Annotated in this window: 16 protein-coding genes; 6 read left to right on the top strand and 10 right to left on the bottom strand. The window is 39.8% G+C overall.

Features of this window, described 5'->3' with window-relative positions; genetic code table 11:
* Window positions 1-106: 106 nt before the first annotated feature.
* The 8 genes from Q4574_RS00105 to Q4574_RS00140 all read right to left on the bottom strand — a co-directional run bounded on the left by Q4574_RS00105 (window position 107) and on the right by Q4574_RS00140 (window position 7,328).
* The gene (locus Q4574_RS00105) at window positions 107-1,462 is read right to left on the bottom strand and encodes a sigma 54-interacting transcriptional regulator (protein WP_303470061.1); all 1,356 of its coding nucleotides are present in this window, start codon (window positions 1,460-1,462) and stop codon (window positions 107-109) included.
* Window positions 1,459-2,031: a hypothetical protein gene (locus Q4574_RS00110; protein WP_303470064.1), complete on the bottom strand. Its 573-nt coding sequence runs from the start codon at window positions 2,029-2,031 to the stop codon at window positions 1,459-1,461. Before Q4574_RS00110 ends, Q4574_RS00105 begins: the two co-directional genes overlap by 4 nt.
* Entirely contained in the window at window positions 2,028-3,434 is a 1,407-nt protein-coding gene (locus tag Q4574_RS00115; RefSeq protein WP_303470067.1) for a HAMP domain-containing sensor histidine kinase, read from the bottom strand. Before Q4574_RS00115 ends, Q4574_RS00110 begins: the two co-directional genes overlap by 4 nt.
* Window positions 3,435-3,629: 195 nt before the next feature.
* The gene (locus Q4574_RS00120; protein ID WP_303470069.1) at window positions 3,630-3,893 is read right to left on the bottom strand and encodes a hypothetical protein; all 264 of its coding nucleotides are present in this window, start codon (window positions 3,891-3,893) and stop codon (window positions 3,630-3,632) included.
* A 416-nt stretch (window positions 3,894-4,309) separates the two neighbouring features.
* The gene (locus tag Q4574_RS00125) at window positions 4,310-4,762 is read right to left on the bottom strand and encodes a TerB family tellurite resistance protein (RefSeq protein ID WP_303470070.1); all 453 of its coding nucleotides are present in this window, start codon (window positions 4,760-4,762) and stop codon (window positions 4,310-4,312) included.
* A gap of 148 nt (window positions 4,763-4,910) precedes the next feature.
* Window positions 4,911-5,363, bottom strand: coding sequence for a GNAT family N-acetyltransferase (locus tag Q4574_RS00130; RefSeq protein WP_303470072.1), 453 nt, complete (start codon window positions 5,361-5,363; stop codon window positions 4,911-4,913).
* A 3-nt stretch (window positions 5,364-5,366) separates the two neighbouring features.
* Window positions 5,367-7,010, bottom strand: a complete 1,644-nt coding sequence (locus tag Q4574_RS00135) for a SpoIIE family protein phosphatase (protein ID WP_303470074.1) — start codon at window positions 7,008-7,010, stop codon at window positions 5,367-5,369.
* Window positions 7,011-7,022: 12 nt separating this feature from the next.
* Window positions 7,023-7,328 (bottom strand): STAS domain-containing protein, encoded by a 306-nt coding sequence (locus Q4574_RS00140; protein WP_303470076.1) that lies wholly within the window; start codon window positions 7,326-7,328, stop codon window positions 7,023-7,025.
* Between the two features lie 218 nt (window positions 7,329-7,546).
* Here Q4574_RS00140 and yciH point away from each other — a divergent pair, with 218 nt between their 5' ends.
* The 3 genes from yciH to pheA all read left to right on the top strand — a co-directional run bounded on the left by yciH (window position 7,547) and on the right by pheA (window position 10,187).
* On the top strand, window positions 7,547-7,870 hold the full coding sequence (yciH, locus tag Q4574_RS00145; protein WP_303470078.1) for a stress response translation initiation inhibitor YciH: 324 nt from the start codon (window positions 7,547-7,549) through the stop codon (window positions 7,868-7,870).
* Between the two features lie 26 nt (window positions 7,871-7,896).
* The gene (locus Q4574_RS00150) at window positions 7,897-8,697 is read left to right on the top strand and encodes a response regulator (protein WP_303470080.1); all 801 of its coding nucleotides are present in this window, start codon (window positions 7,897-7,899) and stop codon (window positions 8,695-8,697) included.
* A gap of 308 nt (window positions 8,698-9,005) precedes the next feature.
* On the top strand, window positions 9,006-10,187 hold the full coding sequence (pheA, locus tag Q4574_RS00155; protein WP_303470082.1) for a prephenate dehydratase: 1,182 nt from the start codon (window positions 9,006-9,008) through the stop codon (window positions 10,185-10,187).
* A gap of 77 nt (window positions 10,188-10,264) precedes the next feature.
* On the opposite strand, the gene tyrA is transcribed toward pheA, so the two are convergent.
* Together tyrA and Q4574_RS00165 are read right to left on the bottom strand one after the other, a co-directional pair.
* On the bottom strand, window positions 10,265-11,410 hold the full coding sequence (gene tyrA, locus Q4574_RS00160) for a bifunctional chorismate mutase/prephenate dehydrogenase (RefSeq protein ID WP_303470085.1): 1,146 nt from the start codon (window positions 11,408-11,410) through the stop codon (window positions 10,265-10,267).
* Window positions 11,411-11,422: 12 nt separating this feature from the next.
* Window positions 11,423-12,514, bottom strand: coding sequence for a 3-deoxy-7-phosphoheptulonate synthase (locus Q4574_RS00165; RefSeq protein ID WP_303470088.1), 1,092 nt, complete (start codon window positions 12,512-12,514; stop codon window positions 11,423-11,425).
* A 508-nt stretch (window positions 12,515-13,022) separates the two neighbouring features.
* Here Q4574_RS00165 and Q4574_RS00170 point away from each other — a divergent pair.
* From Q4574_RS00170 to Q4574_RS00180, 3 genes are all read left to right on the top strand, one after another.
* Window positions 13,023-14,735 carry a bifunctional diguanylate cyclase/phosphodiesterase gene (locus tag Q4574_RS00170; RefSeq protein ID WP_303470091.1) on the top strand — a complete coding sequence of 571 codons (1,713 nt, stop codon included), beginning with the start codon at window positions 13,023-13,025 and terminating at the stop codon, window positions 14,733-14,735.
* A 213-nt stretch (window positions 14,736-14,948) separates the two neighbouring features.
* The gene (locus Q4574_RS00175; protein WP_303470827.1) at window positions 14,949-16,109 is read left to right on the top strand and encodes a hypothetical protein; all 1,161 of its coding nucleotides are present in this window, start codon (window positions 14,949-14,951) and stop codon (window positions 16,107-16,109) included.
* The gene (locus Q4574_RS00180) at window positions 16,109-16,525 is read left to right on the top strand and encodes a hypothetical protein (RefSeq protein WP_303470093.1); all 417 of its coding nucleotides are present in this window, start codon (window positions 16,109-16,111) and stop codon (window positions 16,523-16,525) included. Before Q4574_RS00175 ends, Q4574_RS00180 begins: the two co-directional genes overlap by 1 nt.
* Window positions 16,526-16,667 lie beyond the last annotated feature (142 nt).

A 16,667-nucleotide genomic window follows, 5' to 3' on the forward strand; every position in this document is an offset into this window, starting at 1 on the left:
GAATTTGCACTTTGATGGGCTACAGCAACCAAGATACAGAATCGACTCACCCTGAAAACCAGAGGCTAACAGAGCAAGTCGTTGGTATTGATTTTGGTAAGGGTAATTAGGCGACTTCGGGTTTGAAATCGCTGGAATGTAAATCGTGTTTCTTCATTAATTTGTGCATATCGGTTCGATTACGACCGGCTAGCTCAGCTGCGCGAGTGACGTTTCCGTCGGTCATTTTCAGCAATTTCAGCAAGTAGTTTTGTTCAAATGCATCTCTGGCTTCAGTCAGTGTCGGCCATTTTTGTTCAGAAGCAGACAGCGCTTGTTCCACTAAATGGGAAGCGATGACTGAGGTTTGGGTTAACGCGACACATTGTTCAACCACGTTAACTAACTGTCTAACATTGCCCGGCCATGGCGCGGTTGCTAACAACTGCATCGCATCATCGGAAAAACGGCTGACGTTGACGCCATGACGCTCAGCACTTTTAGCCAACAGGTAGCGGGCCAACAGTGGAATATCTTCCGAGCGCTCACGTAATGATGGTAGGGTTAAATTCACCACATTCAGACGATAATACAAATCTTCCCGGAAATTCTGTTCTTGCATCTCTTTGGCAAGGTTTTTATGGGTAGCAGATATGACTCGAACATTGATAGGGATCTGTTTGCTACTGCCCACAGGGCGAATTTGTTGTTCTTGCAGAGCTCGTAATAACTTCACCTGCAATGGTACCGGCATATCGCCTATTTCATCCAGAAAAAGCGTTCCGCCATCGGCTTCCCGAAAAAGACCTTGATGCTCATTTACTGCGCCAGTAAAAGCCCCTTTTGCATGGCCAAACAGTTCCGATTCCAACAAATTTTCTGGTAACGCACCGCAGTTAATAGCCACAAATGGTTTATTGCCCCGGGTACTTGCTTTGTGTAGAGCCTTAGCAAGTAGCTCTTTACCGGTACCACTAGCGCCGCTGATCAGAACGCTCACATCTCGTTTGGCGACTCTGAAGGCCTGATCTAACAGTTGTTCCATTTGCATGGAGCGCGTAATAATCTCTTCACTCCAGGTTCCATTTTGCGCACTTTGACTTTGACTAACGGCTTTCACGAGTAAGTCACGTAGCGCATCATGGTCAATGGGTTTGGTTAAGAATCCAAACACACCTCTTTGAGTGGCTTCAACGGCATCTTGAATAGTGCCATGGGCGGTCATTAAGATAACGGGAATATCACGTCGAAGGGATACAATTTCTTCAAATAAGCTAAGACCATCTAACCCTGGCATCCGTAAATCACTTAACACCACATCAAAACTTTGTGTGTTGAGTAAACGTAACGCCTCTTTGCCACCTTCTGCAGTGGCAACTTGATAGCCTTCACCTTGCAATCTGATCGTCATCAAACGCAACAAATTTTCATCGTCATCCACTAACAAAATACGTGGTAATGCGTTTGCTTCAGATTTGCTCATTGGCTTATCCCCTCTTTCTTCTCCATCATAGATGCCTCAATTTTTAATAATTGGTCAATTTGTTGTTGCTGTTCAAACAGTTTTTGTTGCTGAACATCAAGTTCTTTGGATTGATTGGTATTCATTCGCGTCAATATGGTTAACGCAGATTCAAATTCTAATAATTCCTGACTGGGTCGGTAAACCAATACGAAAAATAACTGCTTCATTTGTTCCGTAAGGCTAGGCACTAATTCATCTGCCCATCCTTGTGCTCTCAACCTATTTTGATAGGGAGTCCCTTTACCTTGACTTAACAGCACTTTTTTCATCAATTCGGTTTTTGTCTCACCCAACTGCGTGATCAACTCTTTGCGTTTGGTCCAAGACAAGCCGTCATGCTCAACCCAAAAATCCAGCCAGTAGGTTAACTCGCAATTATGTTCAACGGCTGAATCAGGTACAAACACACAAAACTCATTTTCTATAGGTACAATCACCTGTTCTACCGGTATTGGTGTTTCTGGAGTCATTTCGCACCCAGATAACCCCATAAAACAGCCCATTAGGATGAATGTTAACTTTTTCATGCCGCTACCTCATTTTGCGGCAAACTGACACGCATACAAACATCTGCATAGTCAACATCAACTATTTCCACCGTCCCATGCATCATTCGTGCACAATCTGCAACTATCGATAAACCTAAGCCTGAGCCAATCACCCGGTCGTTACGTTTGTGTTCACCCCGTTTGAAAGGTTCGAAAAGTGATTTACGCTGTTCCAATGGAATCTTTCGACCACGATTAGCCACATCCAAAATCAACCTATCCTCTTGATTATAAAGCTTAATATCTATTGGACGCCCTGTTGTTCCATGGGCCAATGCGTTAGACAAAAGGTTATCAATAATCCGTCTATATAAATTGGGATCTACAGTCATATTTATCACTTTGTTTTCAACATTCACTTCATTATTATGTTGTTGTATTGCTAAAGCGTTATCAACTAGCGCCGCATCTAGCAAACTTTTAGTGTCTGTTTTTTCATACACAGGCTTAGCCTGTTGCAATAACAAGTTGTAGTCAAGTAATTGTTCAATCAGCAAGTTCAAACGTTCTGTACTACTGGTTAGTAAACTCACCACTTCTTTTTGTTGATCGTTCAAGGTTCCCACGACACTCTCGGAAAGTAATGAGCACCCTTCTTTGATGCTGGCTAATGGTGTTTTTAACTCATGGGAGGCGTGGCGCAACAGGGCGTGACGAAGATGTTCAAGTTGATTTAATCGCTCAGCCAACCAATGCAGTTTGTGTTCGACTTCAATCAATTCCTTAGGACCGGAAGTCGAAACCTTAGGTAAGGTTTCGGATTGTTTGGCGATTTCGCCAATAATACGTTCGATTTTCGTGACGGGAGAGAGGATCAACTGACTTGCGAAAATAATCAGCAACAATGAAACCGTTACCAATACGCCGGTGGACCAGGCTTGTGTCTGTTGGACAGAATCTACATAATCTTGCTGTTGTTTAATTCTTTCATCGAGTAAATAATCAACCTGCTCTTGGAGTTCTTCAAGAGAACGGCGAAACTCGGCTAACTGCGCATCCAAAAGTAGTTTATCTTCAATTTCCACATTATTTTCAAACCAAGCAATGCGCTTTTGCAGAGCTGAACACACATATTCATTGGGTAGCTCAGCACAAACGTTAATAAGCTTAGTTTCAAGACGATTAATTGAATTATCAGAGAGCTGTTTTAATTCTGGCTTTTTTAACACATGGTACTGTCGAATTAACCGTTCAACGTCAATGGCGATATTTTCCATGTCGCCGATTTGCCGAGCCATGGTGACCGAAAACTGCGCTTCGCTAGCGGCAATTTGGGCCATTTTAGTCAAGGTACTTTGACTGTGCCACAGCAAGACAGCAAGGGGGATCAGCGCAATAAGAAAGCTGATTAATGTGAGTTGTCGCAACGATCCAATTTGCATTTTCATACCTCAGACTACTTTGTACAAATTGGAGTATCCTATCTTAAGACGTGAAATGAAACCAAACAAATTGCTGCTTATTAAAAGAACCTCAACATCAGGTTTTTTTGGGGAGTAATATCGTTTCAGAACCGAAAAAACCAGAATGTTGAGGCAGAAAACCTGTAGCCTAAGATTTCGTTTAATAGAGACCCGTTAGGCTTTTTTATTGATTTGCTTAATTAGATTTGATTCGCTCAGCTCCTCAGCACTAATTTTTCCATCACCGTTGCTATCAATTTTACCAAAAGCTGCCAATAAATTAGGATCGGCAACCGCTTCGCGAATACTAATCATGCCATCATCATCTAAGTCCATTTCGGCAATTAGATCGGATTGAGCAAAGGCGGTATTACTTACCAGTGAGTGCAAGACGGTGGCACCTACAAACACAATGCCCATGAAATTGAACGTTTTCATACAACAATCTCCATTTGAACTGATTAGCTGACCCCTTTAGCGAAAAAAGGAAGAGGCATCCATGCCATGCAATGCGTTAAAACGCATTCAGAATGACTTAAATTAAGTTGCAAACGCCATCGCAGCCAATAACAAAACCGTTATTTATAAGTCACCATCGCTGTGTTCTTCCTTGAATAGTCGTAGGAACCAGTACGACTAACACAGTTACACCCAACGGCTATAACATGTTTCATGCCACTCTTGATTTTACTTGTATTTTCAGTAGGTTATGATTCTTTATAAAGAAATTGAAAGGGAGAATGAGCAGGCAGCGTTACTTATTTGCAACACCTACCACTCAGGTTTTATTTTATTGTTTATATTCAATAAGTTAGCATGTATTCAATTAATGACAATTAGGGTTTTAAGGGCCGTTAGCCTGTATTTTCGGTCACTTTAAGTTTAGATTGAATGAATTCGCTGTGGGGAATATGCAGTAGATCTGATATTCGGCGTATTAAATTAATTTCATGCACATCAAGATGCTTATCAGCGTAGGCGACGCGCCACAGAGATTCCAAAATTTGACGTTTTTCTTGCACATCACAATGCTGATTGATGGTGCGCGTAAACTGATGATAATCCACTGCTTGTTTTGCTTGATCAGAAGATAGCTTCATCAAACTAGCTAGTTCAGACTCGGTTAAATCAAAATGGGTTTTTAGTATCTGTTGGTAAGTATCTTGTTCAGACGCTTCAAACTTACCATCTGCACGCATAATTTCAAACAATAAAACAGCCGTAGCAAGCTCTATGGTTTGTTGCTCTGACACGGGATCATGCTGCTGTAAGTTCTGTTGGAACCAGTCACTTAGTGCTTTAAACATAAATACTCCTAGTTGTTAAAGCGAGCCAACAAAAAATAATACTTTCAAGCAATTCAAAACAAGCTTGATGGGCTGAATAGACCAAGATTTAAGTTTGCTGACCCTGGCACATTTGAGTTGTGTACTAAACCTGCCTATTTATTCTATTTTAGTTATCGGTTTCATACATATAATAATGACTGGGCTGCATTCCAAGTTTTTGGTATGTTTGTTGTGCGATTACATTGTCGTGTTCAACATATAATCGAAAACCGCACACTCCTTGAGTTTGATCTGCCAACTCCTTTACTTTTTCATATAACCCTGAGTAAATGCCCGTGCGTCTGTTTTCTGGTCGCACATACACACTTTGAATCCACCAAAATTGGCTGTTCCGCCAATCACTCCACTCAGTTGTTACCATTAAACTGCCAACAATAACGCCATCTTCTTGCTCCGCAACCAGGTAAAAACCTTTAGTCCTATCCCCAATAAGTGCACTAACTCCGGCAGTTAATACTTCATTTTGCAGTTTTTTCTGTTCCGTTTCCCAAGCCATTGCTTGATTGAAATCGACAATTGCTTGGATATCATTTTCTTCGGCTTGCCTGATTGTTATCACACTTCACACCTTTATTTTTGCTAATACTGAGCGTCCTTCATCAAAGTATTGAACGCTTTGACACAAGGTTTTAATAAGGGAAATCCCTCTCCCATAAGTATCTGATTCTTGATTCGATTGCACCCTTTGATAATCAAACCCATCTCCGGAGTCGGATAGTTTAATCGACAACAGGGTTGCTTGGGGCTCATAGCCGATGGATATTGTAATCTCCCCTTGCTTTAATTTCTGTAATCTTTGGTTGCGAATTTTAAAATATTCAAAGAAGCCTTCCGTAGACTTTTTGATATTGGAATCTAATTTTAAAATTCCATGATCTAACGAATTCATAAATAACTCGCTTATTACCGTAGATAAATCAGAGCGCACTCTTTGCATACCTAACTGACTACAGACCATCACAACTATGTCGTAAATAGGCGTAAACTTGATTAACTGCTCTACTTTCAATTCAACGGTGATGGTAAAAGGCAATTGGGTGATTTCTATTTGCGACTTAAGTTCGCTTAAATCTTGGCAGGTATAACTAATTAAAGTGATGTCGTCTAATTGCTCTGCCTTGCCTCTAAATTTTTCAGTACGGTGACTAATTTCCTCTACTGTTATGGCTGGGTCAGATGTCAGCCAACTCAGTATCGCTTCGTCGCCCAACATTTGTTCTTCAGCATTGGTAAGTTCGATAACGCCGTCTGAGTACCCAATTAACCGATCTCCCAGTCTTGCGTTAAAGTATTCTATGTTTTCCTCAAAATCATCGACTTCTAATATACCCAAGGCCATATGTAACGAAATAAAGCGCTTAGATATGCGTCCTTCAGGTGTGACCACCGCCAGATCGGGCATACCGCCATTCCAAACTGAAAATTGTTGACCAGACACTGAAATTTCCACCACAACTGCCGCAAAAAACATATCTTCTGGGAGCAAAGATAACAGGATTTCATTGAGGGTTTGGGAGATTTCTGAAACCGATAAGCCTTTCCTAGACATCGCTTGAAACGCTCTAGCCACGGGCAGAGCGCCCACTGCTGATGCAAGGCCATGGCCGGTAAAATCTCCCATCAAAAAATACAGACCACCTGATGGACTCGGCTCACTTAAAAAGACATCTCCGTTAAAGGTACTAGCAGGAGCTAATCGATAATCAAAAAACCTTTTAGTGCCTGGATTAAGAGTTAATGCATTGGCAAAAATATGCTCAACAATGGCGTGTTCTCGCTCAACTCCTTTACGAAAATAGTTTAGTTCCCTATTTTGTTTGTTGGTGCGAATACTTAACAAACGAGTGCGGGCGTGGGCTCTTATTTTTGCAGTTAAAATATTCCTGTCGAATGGCTTAGTGGCAAAATCATCCCCACCTACTTCAAGACAACGAGTCAGTGCCGCCTGATCGTCCATTGCCGTGATAAAAATCACGGGCAAATAGATATCGCCTGCCATCTTTTTTAACAGCGGTGCGACTTCATAACCGTCCATATCAGGCATAACAACATCAAGGAGGACTAAATCAGGACGAATTTTTTTCGCCAATTGTAAGGCTTCTCTGCCAGTCTCAGCTTCAAAACAATCTGGGTACCCTGCTTCTTCAAGCATGTGAAGAAGCATAAATCGATTCAAAGACTCATCATCAACGATTAATATTCGCAAAGTAATAACTACCTAATTCATTTCGAACTTTTTATCAAAGCGAGAAATTTTTAAAATTTTGGCTACTTGAGGGCGGCAGTTGATAATTTTGAAGGTGCTGATTTTATCGACCATAGTCTTTTGCATATTCAATAACATACCCAGTGCGGAACTGTCCATGTACTCGGTGTTAGATAGGTCAACAGTAATTGTATTTACCTCATCGGGCGCTGATAAATAAGCGTCTCTAAACTCTTGCACTTTGTCAAAATCAAACCTTTCCTCCATAAAAATGATCAAATCTTTATTGCCGTTAACCAAGCAGGTATCCAAGCTCATTCTCACTCCATAAACTTTCTAGCGTTGAATTAACTATACTTTCTCATAAGGAAGTTAATTGGCAAATATTTTTAGTATGGCCGCTCAAAGTATAGTGCGTTTAGTATAAAGCGTTATTTCGTTTTCGTCGGATTAATACGAAGAACCCACGGATTTGGTTTTAATGGGCTCATTTTTTGTCTAAACTGACGCTATCTTTAGATTAAACTAGTGTAAATATGTCACAAAATAACCTGGTATACAGCACGGGCTTGGGTAGACTAAAGCCACAAGAAGAAACGCCTCACAAACCTAAAAACTCCGATGGAATAGTTAGAATACGTCGCGAGACCAAAGGCCGAAAAGGCAAAGGAATGACGACCATTGATGGAATAGATCTGCCAATGGATGAACTAAAAAGTTTATGTTCCGAACTCAAGAAAACCTGTGGAACAGGTGGTGCGGTTAAAAATGGCGTCATTGAAATTCAAGGCGATAACCGTGATAAAATTAAATTATTACTTGAGAAAAAAGGGTTAACTGTCAAGCTTGCCGGCGGTTAAGTTTTCTACTCCAATTCAGGATTTTTATGGACCACCTATCGTTAAGCGATGTCAATATTCTTTTAATTGAGCCATCAGATACCCAACGAAAAATTATTTCGTCACTGCTGATTAAAGAAAATGTTGGCTCTGTAGATTCCGTTTCAACTCTAGCTGAAGCTAAAAGTGCGCTGCAATCCCACCGCAGTGACGTTGTAGTGAGCACCATGTATTTTGAAGATGGGACTGGCTTAGACTTAATAAAATACATTAAAAGCAACACTGAAACGGCTTCAATTCCGTTTATGTTAGTCAGCAGTGAAAACCACGTAGCCAAATTGGAAGAATTTAAGCAAGCTGGGGTGGCGGCTATTTTGCCTAAACCCTTTAAACCAATTCATTTAACCAGAGCACTAAACGCAACCTTAGACTTAATAAATACCGAAGAACTCGAACTCGAATACTATGATGTTAATAATGTGAGAGTGCTGTTGGTGGATGATAGTCGTTTAGCCAGAAACCATATTCGTAGAGTGTTGGAAGGGTCTGGGTTAACCGATATTAAAGAAGCTGAAAATGGCGCATCGGCATTAACCCTGTTAAAAGATAATGTTTTTGACTTGGTTGTCACCGATTATAATATGCCTGAAATGGACGGACGAGAGTTATCTGAGTACATTCGGTTTAACCCTGAAACCTCCCACATACCCATTATTATGGTGACCTCAGAAGCGACTAACAGTGCTCACATGGCAAATATTCAGCAAACTGGAGTTAACGCTCTGTGCGACAAGCCTTTTGAAGCTCAGGAAGTACGTAAAATTCTGGCTACCCTATTAGGCAACTAGTGATTAGCGAAGATGTACCACATTGCAATTAGCAATATCTAATATCAACTTGCGATTGACAAAATTAGGGTGAATCAATAAATTCAACGCATCACTATCTAATCCAGTGTAATAACTGATTAGTTATTGTTTTCTTACCCATTTGAGTAGCGCTCAATTAAGTCTCGTATTTAAAAACAAAGCGCTCAAAAAATTGGCTACATGAATATGGCTCAATTGAGATTAAGTCATTCTGGTAGTCCAGTAGTCTTCTATAGAGCCTCCTTAGTTGGAGGCTTTATATTTATAGTAAAAATAAAGTGAATTGTATGTCGACCTCAGAGCTAACTAAATTACGAGAACTCATTACCGCCCTTGACTCCCAATTGCTGGAAATGTTGGCAAAACGCCAGCAGTATACAAACAGTGTTGCTGAAACCAAAATTCGCAACCAAATTCCCGTTCGAGATCATGTAAGAGAAGAAGAACTGTTAATTCGTTTGATTAAAAAAGGACAAGAGTATGGTCTTGATCCGCACTACGTCACGCAAATTTTTCATGTCATTATTGAAGATTCGGTGCTGAATCAACAAGCCCTTCTAGCCGAACGAGCTAACCCCGGCAGCCGTTTACCTTTGAGCCGAGTGGCATTTTTAGGGGATAAAGGTTCATACAGCTACCTAGCTACTCAAAAATATTTTTCCAGAAGAGCTGGCGAGTTATTAGAGATTGGCTGTTCGAGTTTCGCTGAAATTATTGAAAAAGTAGAATCTAATCAAGCAGATTACGCCGTTTTACCCATAGAAAATACGACCTCTGGTAGCATCAACGAAGTATACGATTTGCTGCAACATACAAGGTTATCCATTGTTGGCGAGTTAACACACCCCATAAAGCATTCAATGCTAGCCGCAACTGACACAGACATTAGTAAAATAAAAACCCTTTATGCACATCCTCAAGTGTTTGCACAATGTAGTTATTTCTTAGCAGATTTGGGCAATATCGAAGTAAAACCTTGTGAAAGCACGTCTGCTGCTATGTTAATGGTTAACCAAATGAATAGTGAGTCTGTCGCTGCAATTGGCAGTGAAACCGGCGGCGCGTTGTACGGCCTAACGGCAATCAAATCTAATCTTGCCAATCAACAAGAAAACCATAGCCGATTCATTGTGGTGGCCAGAAATGCGGTGAAAGTGCCTCTGCAAGTGCCTGCCAAAACAACCTTAGTAATGTCAACGGTACAAAAGCCGGGAGCCTTGGTTGATGCGCTTCTGATCATTAAAAATAATCAAATCAATATGACAAAGCTGGAATCGCGCCCCATCAATGGCAATCCCTGGGAAGAGATGTTTTATATTGATGTTGAAGGCAATGTGCAAGACGGTCCAATGCAAAAAGCCTTAGAGGAATTAGCTGCCACCACTCGTTATTTCAAAGTACTAGGGTGTTATCCTAACGAAGAAATTAACGCCACTAAGGTGGCAGCGGTCAATGCCCTAACCGCATAAACATTTAATCATATCCATACAAAAAGCCCCTAATTAGGGGCTTTGTTGTATATCGAGGTGTATTTCATTGGTTTGTATTAAGAATTTACATCCATAACTCTGTCATCATCCGCTTTTAACAATAACTTTTTACTACTGACCAAACACTGTTTAGCATATGGCCCAAACCAATGACCAATGGTGAAGAACTGTTTTACAAATTCACCTTTATCGCCCTTCTCTAAAAGCGCTAAGGCATCATCAAATCGGTCTCGAAAGCGTTTAAGCAAGCCGATACTTTCTGCATTCGTAAAAATGATATCTGCGTATAATTCTGGATCTTGCGCAAACAACCTGCCAACCATGCCAAGTTCCAATCGATAAATCGGTGAACTAAATGCAACTAACTGATTAAGATCAGGATCCTCTCCCGCCAAGTGAGCACCATACACGAAGCTACTAAAATGACGCATTACCTGAATAAAGGCCATAGCATCATCGTGCTCTTTGGCGGTACTTTCATGGACGATAGCCCCCCACGTTTTAATCTGTTCAACAAGCCATTGATAAGCTTCCGACTGTCTGCCATCACAAACGACTACCACCTGTTTCACCAAACTTTGTACATCTGGCCCAAACATGGGATGTAATCCAACCACAGGTCCTTGATGGCTTTCCATCATGGTGTTTAATGGGTTGAGTTTGGTACTCGTCACATCAGCTAAAATCGCGTCTTTGGGTAATAGAGGGCCCAACTTTCGAATGATGGACTCAGTTAATTTAATCGGTACCGCCACCAAAACCAATTTGCTATCTGCTAAAATACTCTCTGCATTAGGCCAATCATGCTGTTCTAAAACAGTCACTTCATACCCACTGCGAGTAAACATATCAACAAAAATTCTACCTAGTGCCCCTGCTCCACCGACCACCACAATTTTTTTAATCTCTGGACCTTTGCACAGATACTGATTATTTTGTGTCTGGTAAGACTCACGCATTATTCTGCGCAATAAATCTTCAATTAAATTGGGCGGAACGCCTTTATCCTGCGCTTCATCTCTGCGTTTAGCAATCAGCTCAGCTTCTCGGCTAGGAACATAAATAGGCATACCAGTACGACTTTTAAATTCGCCAACCTGCGTAGTTAACTTGGCTCGTTGAGCCAATATATCGACCAATTGACTATCCAATTTGTCAATTTTAACGCGCAGTTCATCAAGTGAAATCGGGGTATCTGGCATGCTAGTTTTACCTTAAGCAGAATCTTTAAATTTATTTAATCTCATTGGCAATACTGTAATGAGCTTTTCTCTGGATTGATTAATCAACACTTCAGTATCTTCCCAACCAATACAACCATCGGTGATGGAAATGCCATAGTCTAGCTCACTCGGCAGCTTTCCGTCACTTTTTTGATTACCTGCATTTAAATGACTTTCCAACATGATGCCAATAATTGACTGATTACCTTCTAAAATCTGATTTACCACGTTTTTTGCAACCAGTGGTTGACGACGATAATCTTTACTTGAATTAGCATGACTACAATCAACCACTAAACCGGCATGTAAATTAGATTTTTGTAGTTCGATTTCGCATTCAGACACACATACAGAATCATAATTAGGTTGTTTTCCACCACGCAAGATGATGTGACCGTCTGGATTACCCTGAGTTTTAATCACACTCACCTGACCTTGTTTGTTAATACCCATGAAACTATGACCAGAAGCAGCTGATTGCAGGGCGTTAATCGCAATATCTAAACTACCATCAGTACCGTTTTTAAAACCAACAGGCATGGATAGGCCACTGGCCATTTCTCTGTGTGTTTGAGATTCTGATGTTCTGGCTCCAATCGCCGACCAGCTGAAAAGTTCTGCTAAATATTGGGGACTGATAGGATCTAACGCTTCTGTTGCCAGTGGGATCTCTAGTTCTGCCAACCAAATTAGTAATTCTCGAGCTTTACGCAATCCAGCTTCAATATTAAATGTGCCGTCTAATGCCGGATCATTGATCATGCCTTTCCAACCGACTGTGGTTCTCGGTTTTTCGAAATACACACGCATAACAATAAATAGGGTGTCTTTGCATGACTCATGAAGCTCTTTAAGCTTAAGTGCATATTCTTTGGCTGATTCAATATCATGAATAGAACAAGGACCTGAAATCACCAGTAAACGATGATCTCTTCGATGAATAATATCACTAATAATTGCACGGGAATCTTCAATTGCTTTAAGAGCCTTCTCACTCACCGGCAACTCTCTTGCTAATTGGTCAGGTGTGACTAACACATCTTCAGCACTAACGTGTACATTGTTTACTAAATCTTTATGCATAACTATCTTTGATTACCTACATCTAAAAACGCTAAATTTTAACCGCAAAACTAATGTAAACTTTTAAATACACTTACAAATACATCAATTTCCGAAACAGGCTTGACTTTTTACCAGCCTTTAATTGCGAGTGCAACCTGATTTTATCAAAACCAGTAAATTCGCTCGTTTGCTGTACGAAAACAGTAAAGTTTACTTTAAAAAAAGCAGTATGTTGTATTTAGGTGAGTTAGCTGTCGCAAACTGTTGCCTGTGCGATTTTGCAAAAGCTAACTGTTTATCAAGGTTTTGAATCTAAGGTTTAGCAAGTTAATTTGGCTTAATCAGCAATGTTAATTCTACTACAGGCCTCGATTTTTATCGTTCGATAGTTTACCTTTGATAATGGATTATTCGATTTGCCAAGGAATAAAATTCATTCTCCCCTGAATTAAAAGGATTTTTAAATGGCTAGATTACAATTGGTTAGCAATAAGCTGATATCAATTGGTTATCAAGGAAGGTAGAAGTGATAAGCAATTTATTACTATTCGGTGGTTTGAGCCTAATTGCGGTTGCTGTTTTAGCTGCCTTGGTTTTTCCTCGGTTACGTAACCTGAGGTTAGCAAAAAGCCTCGCGTTATATTCATTGCACACAGAAAGTTTAATTATCTTACTGAATAAAAAAGGTCAGGTTGATTTTATCAACTCATCCGCTAGCCTATTCTTACAAAAGCATGGACTTTCAGGCGATAATGGTCAAGGATTGTTGCCAGAAAATTTACACTTTCACCAACAAAATGCCCTAGCAGAAAAATCACATCATCAACACTTTGAAGTAGAAATACAGCAGCATAATTTTGCCTGTGAACTTATATGGCATGCCGAAAATAAACTATGGACCTTAAGTTTAGTTGATGTTTCTGAATACAAATTGAACCAACAAAAACATCGCTCACAAATTCAGGTAAATCCAGATACAGGGTTCGATAACCATTACGCGTTCAAGGAAATTATTGAACAAATGGTGAATGAAAAATCAAACTTTATTGTAGGCCAATTAGAAATTCGGTCTTATTCAAAACTATTAGCCGATGATGATATTGAAACCAACCGTCGAGTATTGAAGCAGCTTGCGACCTTATTAAAACAAACTTGTTTAAAGACGGGTCTAAACATACGTTTATTTCAATTGAGTGAGAAAAGATTTGGCATAATTTTAGCTGATAATAATCGTCATCATACAGTTGAAAATTTAGTGACAACAATCAATACTCAGGTCGAAAAAACGCAGTTTTCTGGTCAACATTCACTGCAGCTTGATTATGGTTTTACGCACTTCCCATCAGATGGAAGCAGTGCTGAGGATATTATTCGCAATACACGTATTGCGTTAGAAAATTCCGCCAGTCAAGAATTTAGCGATTATATGATGTTTAATAATGAGCTAGGACAATCTGTAAATCGTCAAAATACCCTCCAAGACGCTATGCGCACAGCCCTAACAAGTAATCACTTTCAATTGTTTTTTCAGCCTCAATACTCACTTAAAGACAAAAAAGTAATTGGCGCTGAAGTCCTTATTCGTTGGCAATTTGAAGAACAATGGATTTCCCCTTCAGAATTTATTCCGTTAGCAGAACATTCAGGATTAATTTTACCCTTAGGTGATTGGATCTTAGCCAGCGTGTGTCATAAGGCCAAACATATGCTGACAGAAGGATATGAGGATATCGTTATTGCAGTGAATATTTCACCGAAACAATTTTCAGCACCTAATTTCGTAAAAATGGTTCAACACGCATTATTAGCCAGTGGATTGCCAGCCAAAAACCTTGAACTAGAAATAACCGAAGGCGTTCTTTTTAATATTGACACAGAGGCCATCAGCACATTGAATTTACTCAATGAAATGGGAATTAAACTCGCCATTGATGATTTTGGCACGGGTTATTCAAGTTTAAGTTATTTACAAGCTTTCCCAGTAAGCAAACTCAAAATAGATCAATCCTTTGTTCGTAACATGCATCTTAATAAAGCAGACAAATCAATTGTAAAAAGTGTAATAGAATTAGGCAATGAATTAGGGGTAACACTAATTGCTGAAGGTGTAGAGCAAAACGAACAGGTTGAATTGCTAACCCAAATGGGGTGTGACGAAATACAGGGATATTGGTTAAGTAAACCTTTAGATGAAAGTTATTTTAGTCATTTTCTGCATTCTAACCATTGTGTTTCTTAATTGACTGAGCTTGTGTAAAACCGGTTAAAATAGTGTTAATTACACATAGAAGTTTATTAAAAAAGACCTTTTTCTAATTTTAAAGGCCATTTAAACACACAAGTGGTTGACTCTTGCATTAAGCGTAGTATTTTTAGGGTTAATAAACATCCCAAATAGAAAATCGTTATTTTGAAACTATCAACGTTACAAATTTCCCTGTTTTGTTCCTTAATTTTCCTTGGCATTAGTCCTTCAGCCATAGCAAAAGATAATGAAAAACTGCAATTTTCTGGTTTTGCGCGAGTGGTTTTAGGGTACTTTGATGACGAAAACGCTGAATATGTAGGTTACGACAATAGTTTGAGTGTTGATAAACAATCTTTGCTGGGTATTCAAGGAGATTATTTATTTAGTGATGAACTTTCCTTTACTGGACAAGTTGTCGGCTTCACAGACGAACAGCGTAATTCAGGTTTAGAATGGTTGTATGTCACTTATGCGCCAAGTAATGCATGGCAGGTTAAACTTGGCAGGCAGCGAATTCCTTTTTTTAATTACAGTGACAGCCTTGATGTGGGCTTTGCATATCCTTGGTTGACCCTACCGCAACAATTTTATGACACGGCTTTCTTTTCCACTTTTGATGGGGTGTTAGCGAACTATGAGTTTGCGTTTGGCGACTGGCTAATTAGCTATGAAGGTTATTGGGGCCGATTTGACGACAAGATTTATTTGAATAGCCAAGAAATAAACACCAAAGTCATTGGTCTTTTTGGGCTTAATGCCAGTATCTATTACGATAATTTGACAGTTCGTGCATCTTTTAATCAAGGTGATACAAACATTGAGCAAACAGAAGCAGATGAGTTTGGCCAACTATTGCGCCAATTAGGATTTGAAAATAACGCTGATTGGTTAAACGCCAGTGGCGTCATTCAGCTTTATCATTTTAGTGCTAATTATGAAAACGTGGATTATTTTGTGCGTAGTGAGTTCTCTAAATTCAATGGAAAAAGTGGTTTAGTCGCAGATATAGAGAGTTTTTACATCTCTGCTGGTTACAATTTCTATCCCTACACAGTCTACCTATCTTATAGCAAGAAAAACCTTCATTTTGATCATCCGGAAAATGAAATTCCATTTGGTGTCTCTACACAACTAGATACCCTAGCAGCTACCTATCTTGGTGTTTTAGCTGCTTTTCCAGACGATAAAGCAGCAGGTACAAAATTAGGAGTGCGCTGGGATTACCTCGCAAACTTAGCGTTTAAAGCTGAAATGACTTTCGTAGAAGCTAAAGAAAAAATTAGTAATGATTATGCGGTTAAAGATTTAGGTGGTTTCGATGGCCATGGAATCTTATATCAACTAGGGGTAGAGTGGGTATTCTGATGAAAATTTGCTTTATTCTGTTATCTATAATTTTGCTCAATAGTACGCAAATAGCGTCTGCTGAACATATTATTATTATCGCCAATACACGGGAAAAATCCGTTGAGCTCAATCGACAACAAATTAGAAATTTGTTTATGGGAGGGGCTGTTCCTTACCAGTTACATGCCGTTGCGTTAGCCCCTGAAAATAAGAGTCGACTATTGTTTAACAACAAAGTGATTGGTCTGACTGAGTCTCGAATCCAATCATATTGGGCCCAAATGCGCTTTACCGGCCGTAAAAAAGAACCTAAACAAGTTAATTCAGAAAGCGAACTACTAGAATATCTTAAAAATAACGAAGGCTCTTTGGGATATTGCAGTTCCGATTTGGAGATCCCCAGCGAGTTAACTGTGTTGTTGACGGTTGATTAGCGGTTAATTAACGGCACAAGACCCCGCAACCTTACCTAGTCTGATTTGTAGCTATTACATTCACCTTGGCAACACACATACTCATATTATGCAAAAAGATAGCAATAAACAGTCTCAGAGGCTCCTGGAGAGCCTCTATGTG

Origin of the sequence: Aliiglaciecola sp. 3_MG-2023 (assembly GCF_030548205.1) — a bacterium.
GTDB lineage: Bacteria > Pseudomonadota > Gammaproteobacteria > Enterobacterales > Alteromonadaceae > Aliiglaciecola.

Bases quoted from the DNA above. Each gene is read 5' to 3' on its own strand.
- Q4574_RS00105 (WP_303470061.1), bottom strand. From the start codon at position 1,462: ATGAGCAAATCTGAAGCAAACGCATTACCACGTATTTTGTTAGTGGAT.
- Q4574_RS00110 (WP_303470064.1), bottom strand. From the start codon at position 2,031: ATGAAAAAGTTAACATTCATCCTAATGGGCTGTTTTATGGGGTTATCT.
- Q4574_RS00115 (WP_303470067.1), bottom strand. From the start codon at position 3,434: ATGCAAATTGGATCGTTGCGACAACTCACATTAATCAGCTTTCTTATT.
- Q4574_RS00120 (WP_303470069.1), bottom strand. From the start codon at position 3,893: ATGAAAACGTTCAATTTCATGGGCATTGTGTTTGTAGGTGCCACCGTC.
- Q4574_RS00125 (WP_303470070.1), bottom strand. From the start codon at position 4,762: ATGTTTAAAGCACTAAGTGACTGGTTCCAACAGAACTTACAGCAGCAT.
- Q4574_RS00140 (WP_303470076.1), bottom strand. From the start codon at position 7,328: ATGAGCTTGGATACCTGCTTGGTTAACGGCAATAAAGATTTGATCATT.
- yciH (WP_303470078.1), top strand. From the start codon at position 7,547: ATGTCACAAAATAACCTGGTATACAGCACGGGCTTGGGTAGACTAAAG.
- Q4574_RS00150 (WP_303470080.1), top strand. From the start codon at position 7,897: ATGGACCACCTATCGTTAAGCGATGTCAATATTCTTTTAATTGAGCCA.
- pheA (WP_303470082.1), top strand. From the start codon at position 9,006: ATGTCGACCTCAGAGCTAACTAAATTACGAGAACTCATTACCGCCCTT.
- tyrA (WP_303470085.1), bottom strand. From the start codon at position 11,410: ATGCCAGATACCCCGATTTCACTTGATGAACTGCGCGTTAAAATTGAC.
- Q4574_RS00165 (WP_303470088.1), bottom strand. From the start codon at position 12,514: ATGCATAAAGATTTAGTAAACAATGTACACGTTAGTGCTGAAGATGTG.
- Q4574_RS00180 (WP_303470093.1), top strand. From the start codon at position 16,109: ATGAAAATTTGCTTTATTCTGTTATCTATAATTTTGCTCAATAGTACG.